Origin of the sequence: Nostoc sp. CCY0012 (genome assembly GCF_963920855.1) — a bacterium.
Lineage (GTDB): Bacteria > Cyanobacteriota > Cyanobacteriia > Cyanobacteriales > Nostocaceae > Cyanocohniella.
On sequence record NZ_CAWUDM010000137.1, the window covers coordinates 1 to 13167 of the forward strand.

Sequence of the window (13167 nt, forward strand, 5' to 3'; positions counted from 1 at the left end):
CGTGTTACTGTTTTTTCAACTTGAGACTCCAAAAAGTTTTCTGCACCACTAAGATGTAAGACTTAAGTTGTTCAACACCATCTTTACTGGCTGATGGCTGGATCGAATCTTTCTTACACTCAATGATGATCCAAACATGCTCTTGATTATGTACCTCTCCTTCCCGAAATATAGCAAGATCTACGCGGACAGTTTTGCTACCCTGTTTAATTGAATACTCTACCTCAATTTGTTCTGGTGGGTAACCTAATTCCAGCACTAAGCGACGCTCAATATTTTGACGAACGTACTCTTCAGGCGTGTCATTACGGATTTTTTGGTCAATAAAGTCACAAATTTTCCCATCTGGGAGCGTCGCTAGTAGCTTAGTCATTACCTCAGTAAATCACCATTAGTAGAAATTTGATCTTTTTATGTTTTATCAGTATTTGTTCTATCTCAAATACTTTCTTAACTTCACTTTATGTAGTAGATAAGATGAAAGAGTAACAAACCTTTTCACTCCCTACTACCCATGACCTCAACCTTGCTAAAATTTCCGCGGATTAATGCTCCCACGCTACACAAATTGCCTAATGGCTTGACCATAGTAGCGGAGCAAATGCCAGTGGAAGCTGTGAATCTCAGCTTGTGGATCAATGTTGGCTCGGCGGTAGAATCTGATGCTATTAACGGGATGGCTCACTTTTTAGAGCATATGATTTTTAAAGGAACCGAGCGATTAGCTAGTGGTGAGTTTGAACGTAAAATTGAAGAGCGGGGTGCTGTTACTAATGCTGCCACTAGCCAAGACTATACTCATTATTATATAACCACGGCTCCCAAGGACTTTGCCGAGCTAGCTCCACTACAAATAGATGTAGTATTTAATCCCAGTATTCCTGATGATGCCTTTGAACGGGAACGTTTGGTAGTTTTAGAAGAAATTCGGCGTTCTGAGGATAATCCCCGGCGGCGGACATTTAGAAGAGCGATGGAGACAGCGTTTGCAAAGTTACCTTATCGCCGTGCGGTATTGGGGCCAGAAGAGGTCATTTCCCAACTCAAAGCCCAACAAATGCGTGATTTTCATGCTAATTGGTATCAACCCCAGTCAATTACGGCGGTAGCTGTGGGTAATTTACCTGTGGAAGAATTAATTGCAACTGTGGCTGAGGGATTCAACAATCAACAATTAACAGTTAACAGTCAACAGGTGGAGGTTAATCCTGAACCTGCGTTTACAGAAATTGTCCGGCGAGAATTTATTGATGAAAGTCTTCAGCAAGCACGGATAGTTATGGTGTGGCGGGTTCCAGGGTTGGGACAATTAGATGATATTTATGGTTTAGATGTTTTAGCAGGAATTTTAGGACACGGACGCACATCAAGATTTGTGCGGGACTTGCGGGAAGAACGGGGATTAGTCACTTCCATTGCTGTGAGCAATATGAGTAATGTACTGCAAGGGACATTTTATATTTCCGCTAAATGTGAAGTAGAAAATTTACCAGCCGTCGAAGAAGCGATCGCCCAACATATCCGGACACTACAAACAGAGTTAATCTCAGAAAAAGAAATTGCGCGTGTGCGGCGACGGGTAGCCAACAGATTTATATTTGGTAACGAAACCCCAGGCGATCGCGCTGGTTTATATGGTTACTATCAATCTATGATTGGAGACTTAGAACCTGCATTTAACTACCCAAATCATATTCAAAGCCAAGAAGCAACAGATTTACTCTTAGCTGCAAATCAGTACCTGTGTCCAGAAGCTTATGGTGTAGTTGTGCTGAAACCATATTAAATTAGGGAGTGGTGAGTAGGGAGTAGGGAGTAGGGGATAAGAAGTAGGGGAGCAGGGGGGAAAAGATTCTGGAATTCCCCAACCAACAGGGATATGAGCAACTAAATTTATTTATGCTCAAAGTAAAAATATTTATTTCCAGACGCGAAGCGCAAGAAATAATGTGTCCTTGTCCCAAGTCCCTCCATTCATAGATGGGGTTCCCCCCCTGCTCCCTTCCCCCTACCCCCTACCTCTTTTTGACTTTCCCCACTCCCTACTCCCTATTCCCTACTCCCTACTCCCTATTCCCTACTCCCAATTTAAAGATGTGGACTGAAATTGATACTCATATCAGCCAAGTAACTGGCGAAAAATTTCAAACTCAGCACAAGCGTAGTGTAAGTGGTGGGTGTATTAACCAAGGTTATGCTATCTCTGATGGTGAGCAGAGTTATTTTGTCAAGCTCAATCAAGCATCTCAAGTGGCGATGTTTGAAGCTGAGGCGCTGGGCTTAGAAGAAATGCTAGCCACCCATAGCATTCGTGTTCCCCAAGCGATTTGCTGGGGTACAGCTGGTAATTCTGGCTATATCGTCTTGGAATGGCTAGAAATGGGAGGTAGTAACAGCAAATCTTCCCAAGAAATGGGATGTCAACTAGCGGCGATGCACAAAGCTACTAGCAGCAAAGGTTTTGGTTGGAAAATTAATAATACTATTGGTTCCACTCCCCAAATTAATACCTGGACAGCAGACTGGGGAGAATTTTATGCACAACATCGCCTGAGTTATCAATTTCAGTTAGCTAGGCGACGGGGGGGTAGTTTTCCCAAACAAGATAAGTTATTGGCGGCTATTCCTGAATTACTAGCCGATTATGACGTGCAACCATCCTTAGTGCATGGTGATTTGTGGGGTGGGAATGCTGGGTGTACTGTTGCGGGAGAACCTGTGATATTTGATCCTGCAACTTATTTTGGCGATAGAGAAGTAGATATCGCCATGACAGAATTATTTGGTGGGTTTCCCGCTGGGTTTTACCAAGGTTATAACGAGGTGTTTGCTTTAGATGCAGGTTATGAGCAAAGAAAAACACTGTATAACTTGTATCACATACTCAATCACTTCAATTTATTTGGTGGTGGTTATGCTTCCCAAGCTAACCGGATGATTGACCAAATTTTGCGATGAATTTCCACTGTAATTAACAACTGAGGAACATGAATTAAATAACATGCAAGTCTAGTATTTGACCTCACCCCGTCTTTGACTTGCGTCAAAGTCTCCCCTCTCCTTACCAAGGAGAGGGGTTGGGGGTGAGGTTCTATATTTTATTAAATCCACATTCCTTATCGTATATTTCTCTCACATCCCCAGTGAAACACTATCAACAACAACTCAACGCCTTCCCCGGCGACTACCTGAACAACTTGTGGGGAGAAATCCAGGCTTGTCCTTACTTTGCTGTCAATAACCTCAACCGTGATTTTGTCGGGACTAAAGGCTTTTCTGTTGTCTTCAAGCGATCGCACATCCCCACAGTAGAACACAAATTCCCTTACTTCAAGCCATATCTAGATTTAGCTCTCCAACCAAGTTGTAATGCTTTTTACCTTAATCCCTTACAACTTCAGGAAGGTTCCCGTGTCGATCCTCATATAGATCGCTCCTTGCGTTCCTACTGCAAAACCATCGAACCACCTATGTTTGTCAGTGTCCTTTATGTGCGCTTACCAGAGAATATGGAGGGCGGAGAACTGGTACTCAAGTCGCACAAACGCCAACTGGGACAAATTAAACCACAGGTAAATACTTTGCTTTACTTCCAAGGTGATTTAACGCACTCAGTTAATGCAGTAAAAACACTAGGAAATCGTTTGAGCTTAGTTTGTGAACAATATAGTTTGAGTGAAGCCGAACTGGCAGAGATACCAGAGTTTACCATTGAGTCAAGAATTGCTCACTCCACCGTAAAAAAACGCAATTGACATCCTCCCTCAAATTGAGTTCGGGGATTCTAGGCTCAAACTGCAATACACTTGGGGTCTTACCAGCAAAAAGATAAAATAGTTAACAAATGTTGCCTGTTGAGCTGACTAATGACACCCTCACAAGATGTAAACGCTGTAACTAGTCCTGACATTGACCAGGAGGACTACGACAACTCAGAACTAGATCCTCTCAGTGAGTTGCCAGATGAAGTCGAAATGTCTCTTTTCGACCACCTAGAAGAATTGCGACAGCGGATTTTTTATTCTCTGATTGCTGTTGTCATATTTGTTGTGGGCTGTTTCATCGCTGTCAAACCAATTGTCCAGCTACTAGAAGTCCCAGCCCAGGGTGTAAAATTTCTGCAACTTGCTCCTGGAGAATATTTCTTTGTTTCTATCAAAGTAGCAGGCTATAGTGGCTTGGTACTTTCGAGTCCCTTTATTCTTTATCAAATTATCCAATTCATTCTCCCAGGACTAACTCGCCGTGAACGCCGCTTGTTAGGGCCTGTGGTTTTCGGTTCTAGTATCTTGTTTGCCGCTGGTTTAATATTTGCTTACTTGCTTCTGATTCCAGCAGCTTTAAATTTTTTCATTAGTTATGGTACAGATGTTGTCGAACAACTGTGGTCAATTGACAAATATTTTGAATTTGTTCTGCTGCTGTTATTTAGCACTGGCCTAGCATTTCAAATTCCCATCATCCAATTGTTGCTTGGTAATTTGGGAATTGTTTCATCGGAAAAAATGATTGCCGGCTGGCGTTATGTGATTATCGGCGCAGTTGTGCTAGGTGCTGTCCTCACGCCTTCTACTGACCCCCTAACCCAAAGTCTTTTAGCAGGTGCAGTATTAGGACTTTACTTCGGTGGTATTGGTCTAGTTAAGCTCACAGGGAAATGACACAATTAAGATTCTCCCGACTGTAACAATTTAGCTCAGGCTGGGTTTGCACAAGGTCGGGAGATTTTGGGTTTTGGTTGTCTCACAAAAATTTCTTAAGAAGAGATAGCAACTCGTCGCCGCAGAACTTCTAATAAAGTCGTCAATGTTTGAGGAGGGGGTGCTGTCACCTCAATCCAATCTTCAGAGATGGGATGCTGTAACTTCAAGCGCCAAGCGTGTAGTGCTTGACCTGGCAAGTTTACTCCCACAGAATGACCAGAACTATAAATAGGGTCGCCCACAATAGGATGACCAATTTTGGCACTGTGGACGCGAATTTGATGAGTCCGTCCAGTTTCTAATTGAAAGAGGATTAATGTGTAATTTCCCAAACGTTCTAGAACTTGCCAATGCGTGATGGCAGAACGTCCACCTTTTTCTATGGGGACAACTGCCATTTTTTTTCGGTCTTGGGGATGGCGGCCAATAGGTAAATCTACGCTACCGCTGGCAGTTTTTGGCGCACCGTAAACCACACCTAAGTATTCTCTCCGGGCGGTTTTTGCCTGGAGTTGCGCTTGCAGACTTTGATAAGCAATATCGGTTTTAGCAATAGCGATCGCGCCTGTTGTATCCTTATCTAATCGATGCACTATTCCTGGTCGTTGGACTCCGCCAATTCCCGGAAGATGAGGACAGTGTGCTAATAAAGCATTTACCAAAGTGCCATCGGGATGACCAGGTGCAGGATGAACAACTAAGCCAGCAGGTTTATTGAGAATGAGTAACTGTTCGTCTTCGTAGAGGATATCTAGGGGAATATCTTCGGCTTGCAGTGCCAAAGGTTGGACTTCGGGAATTTCTAGGATGATGCGATCGCCTGCTTTGACATTGATTTTTTTGGTTGTGCAGACCTTACCATTAAGTTGGACGTTACCCTGTTCAATTAACTGTTGAATGCGAGAACGCGATAAATCGGGTAATTCTTGGGCAAGATAGCGGTCAAGGCGTGCGCCTGTATCTTCTAGTTGTAAAATAAATTCGGTCACAATTGCTCTGGATTAATTCCTCGTTCTTGTAGTAAAGCACGAAGAGCTTGTAATTCTGCTTCTGCTTGTTCCGCCCGTTGGCGTTCTTGTTCTCGTTGCTGGTCTAGTTCTTCATAACTGAGAAACCTCTGTCCATTAGGACGATAAATCAGAAGTTCGCCATCTGACAATTCAAAGCGGATACCTAAACGGGGACTTACCCAACCAGACATTTCGGGAATTTCGGTTAATTCATTCCCGGAACGTAACCAACCGCTTAACTCAGATGTATCGGGGTCATATAAATAATATTCTTCCACCCCATAGCGCTCATAAAATTTGTATTTAGCAATCATTTCCTTGGCACTATTACCAGGAGACAGAATTTCAAACACCACTTGCGGGGGGATATTATCTTCTCGCCATTGGAGATAGGAACCTCGATCTTGTTTTGGTCTGCCAAAAACTACCATAGCATCAGGCGCTCTGCGGGTCGTGTTGCTTCCCTCCACGGGATACCATAGCAAATCACCAGCAACGAATACATGAGGATCATTAGCAAACAACAAATCCAAGTTTTTTTTAATCAACACAATCAATTCAAACTGCTTGGTATTATCCGCCATTGGCTGTCCGTCGCTGTCAGGGTAGATGATGCCTTGTTGGTTAGAAGATGCTAGCTGGGTAACCATTGCAGTGATTCTCTTTTAACGGGTGGCACTGTTAATTTTAACATTGTCACATAAATAACTAAATGCTTCACTAGGATTATAAATACATCTTCTTCTATGCATAATTAATATTCAGAAGTGTGAGGACAGACCATTATTTTTAGTTTTTCCTTATTACGTACAAGTACGGTAAGCCTTGTAAAACTTGCTTTTCCGGAAAAAATATCTAAAATTATTGCCATATTGTCATTTATATTTTCTTTACTTATTTATCATTATATTTATACTGTTTGTTTTACTTTTATGGGAAAAATATAGTAACCTAAAAATTAGTAAGTGATTTACTTACTATTGATCATTTAGCTACAAAAGCTATTTTTGTTGTATGTACTCTATTTTTGGGATTTGGTTATAAATTTTTGGTTGCAACATTTCACAATGGCAAAAGGATTGATCACCGCTTAATCCAAATCATGCTTTCCAGTGCTGATAAAGTGATTTCCTTGTACTGAGTCGAGTAATGTTGCATTTCACTACAAACCATCGTGTAGTGTAAATTATCAGGTAGTTTGCTTTTGGCATAAATCCACCAATTATGTGGTGCTAACGTTGATTTTACCAAAGCCTGACTAGGGAGAAACTCTACAATCTCACACTGCGGTAAAAAGTGGATCTGAAACTAAACTATATTTAGTGTAAAAGATTACACTTTTCCTAACCATATCGACCCATTGAGCGCTAATTATCGGCAATATCTACCTCAAATATACGTAGATTAGACTTTTATTTGCTACTGATGGGCTAGAGCCAATAGTCTATGTCTAGCACTTGGGTTACTGTTGAATTAACTAGATTAGTGAAAGACATAGTAGATCAAATTTATTTTGAAATACTGTTTTTTGGCAACAAGCCGGGTCATCTTGCAATTTGGCAACAGCATTTCTGGGTCTACCACGGTGAATTGTAGATTGATGAACTATAGCTTACCAGATATTGGGAAATTAGGAGTTAGGGGTGAAGAATCTCTGTACTAACTCAAAAGTGACCGCTATATTTATCTAAACACTCTTTTTAAAAATTTCACTGTGAATTCCCCGAAGGTTATTCACCATTTTCGCCTGCGGATGTTAATTGTAACTCAAATCTGTGCCGATGAAGACACTTCCCATTAGTAGATATAGATTTTTCCAAAAACTCCAGCCCATATCTCTGTTGAAAAAAATCACCAGCAAAACTGTGACGGGCTGTTTGCAAGTATTTAGCACATCAGGTTCTTGGTCAATATATATCGAAGAGGGTAAGTTAATTTATGCCTGTTACTCCGAGAAAATGTTTGAGCCGCTTTACAGAAACTTGCAAAGCTTAAGTCAACAAATAGCAACTCTTCCTCAAGGGATTCATGAACAGTTGCAGGCGATATTTGAAACGGGGATTGAAAATCAGACAATACCCAACCCAGATTATTTGGCAATTTGCTGGTTAGTCAGTCAAAAATATATTAGTCCGGCTCAAGCAGCAATACTTATAGAAAAGTTGGCGCTAGAAGTACTAGAGTCATTTCTCCGCTTGGAAGAGGGAAGTTTTGAATTTATTCCAGATAGCTTTTTGGATGATATGCCAAAATACTGTCATCTAAATCTCCGCTTACTAGTTGAACAGTGTCAAAACTATGGCCGCGATAGACCTTATCCTGAGACATCACCGCATATAAATCAGCCACAATATCAGACATCAACGGCTAAAAAATCGCCTAGAGTGAGTGAGGGGAAGAAAGCAACCCACTCTTATAGCACATCAAATAATAATATTAATACTAATAATAACGGTCAGCAGATTCAACCACCTGTTGAAAAAAAACTTTATACAATCTTCTGTATTGATGACAGTCCTACAATAATCAATACTATTAAAAATTTTCTAGATGATCAGATATTTTCTGTTATTGGAGTTACTAATTCATTAAATGCTTTAATGCAAATTCTCGGCACAAAACCAGACATAATTTTATTAGATGTTGATATGCCTAATTTAGATGGTTATGAACTGTGTGCGTTGCTACGTAAGCATTCATCTTTCAAAAATACCCCCGTGATTATGGTGACTGCTAAGACAGGACTGTTAGATAGAGTGAGAGCAAAGTTAGTTAGAGCTTCAGGTTTTTTAGCCAAGCCTTTTTCCCAAGGAGATTTATTAAAAATAATCTTTCAACACATTGAATAATTTGTTATGGAAAGTGTTATCGGGGTTTGATGATAAAGTAGTTTTCTATAATTTAATTCAATTGTTATTTAAGATAATATCTTTTAAAACATGAAAATAAAAAAAATTAGAACCCCAGATTTTCAAAGAAACTAGGGTTATCAGTGTTAGGACTTAAACACTCGCTACGAAAATCAAGGCTTTGAGATTGCTTCCCTACGATCGCAATGACGTAGAGTTACGTAAGTCCTGAGTTTTTAGGAAGTCTTTTATGTGGTGTATCGCCTGGGTGTATAAACGGAAATTCTACCGTCACTATGCTGAATTGTGCGGGTTTGGCTGGAACCAACTAAAATAACTGTCCGCATATCCGCTACATCTGGTGTTAAGTCTTGAAGTTTGATCACTTGCACCATTTGTCCTGGTCTACCGAGATTGCGTGCTAGCACTACCGGGGTATCTGGTGTTCTATACTGTAATAAAATATTTCTAGCTTCTGTCAGTTGCCAAGTACGCTCTTGAGAAACAGGATTGTAAAAAGCGATCGCAAAATCAGCTTGAGCCGCCGCCGCAATTCGTTGTTCGATAATTGACCAAGGTTTCAAGATATCAGATAGAGAAATCGCGCAGAAGTCGTGTCCCAATGGTGCGCCAATGGCCGCCGCCGCCGCTTGCATGGCCGAGATCCCCGGTGCAACATGAATATCAATACTTTCCCATTCGGGTTTAGGGTGGCGATCGCATACCTCAAATACAGCCGCAGCCATTGCATATATCCCCGGATCACCAGACGACACTACAGCTACATATCGCCCTGATGCTGCCAAATCTAGCGCCATCGTGGCCCTGGCGATTTCTTCGCGGTTATCTGATTCATGCCGTTGTTTACCATCAGCTAGAGAACCAATTAAATTGATGTATGTTTTGTAACCCACTAAATCAGTTGCCGATTTGAGTATTTCTTTCACCTCTGGAGACATCCACTTAGAATCACCAGGCCCAGTGCCAATAATTGCTAACCGCCCTCTGGGTTGACCGATGGTGCTGGGGTCGATGGGTGTGGGCGCAATGGCGATCGCTAGGTGGGGAAATGGGGAGATGGGCAAGTGGCGAGATGAGGAGGTGGCTTTTATCGCTATAGCTTGGGCGGGGCTGTAACCTTGTGAAATCAGGTTTTCTAGCTGATTTGGGGTAAAAAAGCGAATAGGAACGTTGAAGGCGTTAGCAATGGCTTGGATGCTGGGATCTGCGGCTATGGTAATAGGTGCGAAAATTCCGGCTACTGATGCTGCGGCGAGATTGGCATCGGCTAATAATTGTTGTATTGAGTCTACAGTAATAGAGGTTTCCGAGAGGTCGCTGAGGGCGATCGCAATAGTTGCTGGATGATAAACCAAGCGATTAGGTGCCGGAATTACTAAGTGTTCTGTAACCTGGATGGTTAAATTACCGTTGGGGTCTATGGGTAGTTGACTATTACTCAACCAAGGTGCTGTACCTTCTAGTTTTACCTGTGCGCCAGCTAATAAATCTGAGATAAACTTCTTGGCATCATCTGGGTTAGCTAAATGATATCCAGGAGGCGGAGATAATAACGCTGTGCGGAAACGAATATCACCTGTGGTAGTAATTGCAGGTTGAACATCCAACACCTCAGCAATGCGTCGCGCCAAATCATTCACGCCATTGAGTCCACCCAAAAGTGGAACCACAGTACTACCATCTTCGGCTACAGCTAATAATGGGGGTTCCTGTTTTTTATCTGAAAGCATTGGTGCTAGGGTTCTGATGAGAATACCGGCAGCACAAATACCAATTAACGGTGTCCCCTCTGCGAACAACTCCCGCAATGTTTCGCCAAAATTCGTGAAGCTGACATCAACACCAGACGTGCGACCTGCCAAACCGTATAATGTTGCCCCTGGCAGGACATTGATAATTTTTCGGGCTACTGGCACACTATTTTCACCCAGTACTATAACGGCAGGTGCAATCTTGGTCATCCTGGAAATAAATATTTTGCAAAAGTTGATATCCTTTCAAATGAAACCACAGATAGATACAGATAAACACAGATTATCGGGTGCTAACAGTCTAAATATTTGTGGGATAACCATAGTAAATAGTGTTTGAATCAATAATCAACTTAACTTGAGTCATGTCTACCAAAATTACCCTGAGCTTGTTATTTCTCTTCATCAGTACCCAAATAGGTGTTACTCAACAAGTAGCTAAAGCACAAATACCAACGCAAGTCACACCATCTACCACCACAAAAAGAATTTGTCCCGCACAACTACAGTCAGCGGTGGATGCTGTCACTAATAACCCTCAATTTAATCGAGTGCGTTGGGGGATTCTAGTAAAAAACCTAGCTTCTGAGCAAGTTCTTTATAATCGAGATGCTCAAAAATACTTTACTCCAGCCTCCACAACTAAGTTATTGACAACAGCCGCAGCATTAGAACAATTGGGGGGAAATTTTCGTATCCGCACCTCTGTTTATCAAGATGGTGATGGTGTTTTGCGTGTAGTCGGTAGGGGAGATCCCAGTTTAAAGGTTCCGCAACTGCAAGTATTAGCCCAACAGTTACGCCAGCAGGGTATTAGTCAAGTTAACGAGTTGATTGCCGATGATAGTTATTTTCAAGGAGAAATTGTTCATCCTAGTTGGGAATGGGAAGATTTGGCAGCTTACTATGGCGCACCAGTCAACAGTTTAATTGTGAATGAAAACGCTTCCTTATTAAGTATTACGCCCCAAACAGTAGGGAACCCATTACAAATCAGGTGGAATGAACCCTTTGAAGCATATCAATGGCGAGTGGAAAACAATTCTGTCACGGCGCAAAAAGATGAACCGGGTTTCGTTGCAGTCAGCCGTGACTTAAAAGGCCCAGTCTTGCAAATTCAAGGGCAGATGGCTGTAAATTCAACACCTAATATTAGAGCTATAGCTGTTTTTGATCCTGTGCAAAATTTCTTGCGTCACTTCCGTCAGACTTTGGTAAGGGAAGGAATTACTGTAGAACAAACATCTAATGGTACTGGTGGTCAGAATGAACGAGAATTAGCAGCAGTTGAGTCACCACCATTATCTGAGTTGTTAGTGGAGACAAATATTAATAGTAATAATTTGTATGCGGAAGCTTTACTGAGGGCTTTAGCTATTAAACAACCAATAAAAAATAATCAAACTACTGCTGATGCAGGCTTGGAAGTGGTCAAGGCAACTTTAACTCAATTAGGAGTTGATCCCACAAGTTATAGATTAGTAGATGGTTCTGGTTTATCTCGCAAAAACTTCATTAGTCCAGAAGCTTTGGTGCAAACTTTACAGGCGATGGCAAAATCACCACAAGCAGAAATTTTTCGTGCTTCCCTCCCGGTTGCTGGTGTGAGTGGTACTTTAAAAAATCGCTTGCTTGACACATCTGCTGTTGGCAATGTGCAAGCAAAAACAGGCACAATGACAGGTGTAGTTTCTTTATCTGGATACGTGAATGCTCCTAATTATGAGCCATTAGCTTTTAGTATGGTTGTGAATCACTCTGAACAGCCTGCTAGTGTTGTGCGCCAAGCAATGGATGAAATTGTATTTTTATTAACACAGTTGCAGCGTTGTTGAAGATAAAAATATACTGCTAGCTGTGATGTTATTCTTCTTTTAGGCTTTGTGCAAAATCAGGGGATTTCCCTCAGATCAGAGTATCTAAATCCCTGACTGCACGCGCCATAGACTAGTAGTCTGTCAAATACAAGATGACGGATAATGGGAGATATATTTTCCAGCACGATAATCAGCTATGCCTGCAAAAAGATACATTGTTTCGCTGACTCCTGAAGAACGCCAAATTCTAGAACAATTAACCAAAACAGGTAAAGCCGCTGCTGCCAAAATCAATCATGCTCATATACTGCTAAAAGCCGATGTGAATCAGCCTGATGGCGGATGGAAAGATCAGTCTATCAGTGATGTTTTCAATATCAGCACTAGAACAATTGAACGTGTTCGGCAAAGGTTTGTAGAAGAAAGCCTAGACAATGCTCTTGTACCCCGTCAGCGACATTCATTGAAGTGGCGACGACTAGACGGAGAAGCAGAAGCCCATTTGATAGCGACAGCTTGCAGTAGCCCACCATTGGGATGTAGCCGTTGGACATTACGGCTATTAGCAGACCAGATAGTGGCATTGGGATATGTAGAGAGTATTTCCCATGAAAGTGTGCGACAAGTGCTAAAAAAAACGAGCTTAAGCCTTGGTTGAAGGAATCTTGGGTTATTCCTCCTGAAGCCAGCGCAGAGTTTGTTTGTCAAATGGAAGACATTCTACAATTGTATACTCGTCCCTATGACCCCGACTACCCCTTGATTTGCTTTGATGAAAGCTCAAAGCAATTGATCCCACATTCCGCACCCCCCGGTGTCACAATCGGTAATTTCGTATTTTTGAATTCATTTTAGGATGTTTTTTATACAAAAAGGTCGAAATCTTAGGTGGCGATCGCTAATCCCAAACCCCCAAACGACCATTTTTCGTTGTGTGACAGTTTAGGGTGCGGAAGATGGGATGAATATCAACGGGAAGGAGTTTGTAATTTATTTATGATGTTTGAGCCTTTGGT

At 41.8% G+C, this 13167-nt stretch carries 11 protein-coding genes; 7 read left to right on the top strand and 4 right to left on the bottom strand.

The features are described 5' to 3' along the window. Nucleotides 1–4: 4 nt before the first annotated feature. Complete coding sequence (locus ACM0OS_RS25620; RefSeq protein WP_414545998.1) at nt 5–373, bottom strand: type I restriction enzyme HsdR N-terminal domain-containing protein; 369 nt, start codon at nt 371–373, stop codon at nt 5–7. A gap of 141 nt (nt 374–514) precedes the next feature. On the opposite strand from ACM0OS_RS25620, the gene ACM0OS_RS25625 reads away from it, so the two are divergent. From ACM0OS_RS25625 to tatC, 4 genes are all read left to right on the top strand, one after another. Next, nucleotides 515–1786: a M16 family metallopeptidase gene (locus ACM0OS_RS25625; RefSeq protein WP_414545999.1), complete on the top strand. Its 1272-nt coding sequence runs from the start codon at nt 515–517 to the stop codon at nt 1784–1786. A 308-nt stretch (nt 1787–2094) separates the two neighbouring features. Continuing rightward, nucleotides 2095–2958: a fructosamine kinase family protein gene (locus ACM0OS_RS25630; protein WP_414546000.1), complete on the top strand. Its 864-nt coding sequence runs from the start codon at nt 2095–2097 to the stop codon at nt 2956–2958. 185 nt (nt 2959–3143) lie between these two features. Continuing rightward, the gene (locus ACM0OS_RS25635) at nt 3144–3755 is read left to right on the top strand and encodes a 2OG-Fe(II) oxygenase (protein WP_414546001.1); all 612 of its coding nucleotides are present in this window, start codon (nt 3144–3146) and stop codon (nt 3753–3755) included. A gap of 111 nt (nt 3756–3866) precedes the next feature. Further along, a complete protein-coding gene (tatC, locus tag ACM0OS_RS25640; RefSeq protein WP_414546002.1) occupies nt 3867–4661 on the top strand; it encodes a twin-arginine translocase subunit TatC in 795 nt (264 codons plus the stop codon). A gap of 95 nt (nt 4662–4756) precedes the next feature. On the opposite strand, the gene ACM0OS_RS25645 is transcribed toward tatC, so the two are convergent. Both ACM0OS_RS25645 and ACM0OS_RS25650 read right to left on the bottom strand, forming a co-directional pair. After that, nucleotides 4757–5695 (bottom strand): RluA family pseudouridine synthase, encoded by a 939-nt coding sequence (locus ACM0OS_RS25645; RefSeq protein ID WP_414546007.1) that lies wholly within the window; start codon nt 5693–5695, stop codon nt 4757–4759. Further along, nucleotides 5689–6363, bottom strand: coding sequence for a Uma2 family endonuclease (locus ACM0OS_RS25650; RefSeq protein WP_414546003.1), 675 nt, complete (start codon nt 6361–6363; stop codon nt 5689–5691). Before ACM0OS_RS25650 ends, ACM0OS_RS25645 begins: the two co-directional genes overlap by 7 nt. Nucleotides 6364–7494: 1131 nt before the next feature. Between ACM0OS_RS25650 and ACM0OS_RS25655 the strand changes: the two genes are divergently transcribed. Next, nucleotides 7495–8562, top strand: coding sequence for a response regulator (locus ACM0OS_RS25655; protein ID WP_414546004.1), 1068 nt, complete (start codon nt 7495–7497; stop codon nt 8560–8562). Nucleotides 8563–8810: 248 nt separating this feature from the next. Here ACM0OS_RS25655 and cobJ read toward each other — a convergent pair whose 3' ends face one another. After that, a complete protein-coding gene (cobJ, locus tag ACM0OS_RS25660) occupies nt 8811–10544 on the bottom strand; it encodes a precorrin-3B C(17)-methyltransferase (protein ID WP_414546005.1) in 1734 nt (577 codons plus the stop codon). A gap of 155 nt (nt 10545–10699) precedes the next feature. Between cobJ and dacB the strand changes: the two genes are divergently transcribed. Together dacB and ACM0OS_RS25670 are read left to right on the top strand one after the other, a co-directional pair. Then, nucleotides 10700–12169, top strand: a complete 1470-nt coding sequence (gene dacB, locus ACM0OS_RS25665) for a D-alanyl-D-alanine carboxypeptidase/D-alanyl-D-alanine-endopeptidase (RefSeq protein ID WP_414546006.1) — start codon at nt 10700–10702, stop codon at nt 12167–12169. A 178-nt stretch (nt 12170–12347) separates the two neighbouring features. Next, nucleotides 12348–12809: a helix-turn-helix domain-containing protein gene (locus ACM0OS_RS25670; RefSeq protein ID WP_414543670.1), complete on the top strand. Its 462-nt coding sequence runs from the start codon at nt 12348–12350 to the stop codon at nt 12807–12809. Nucleotides 12810–13167: the final 358 nt, after the last annotated feature.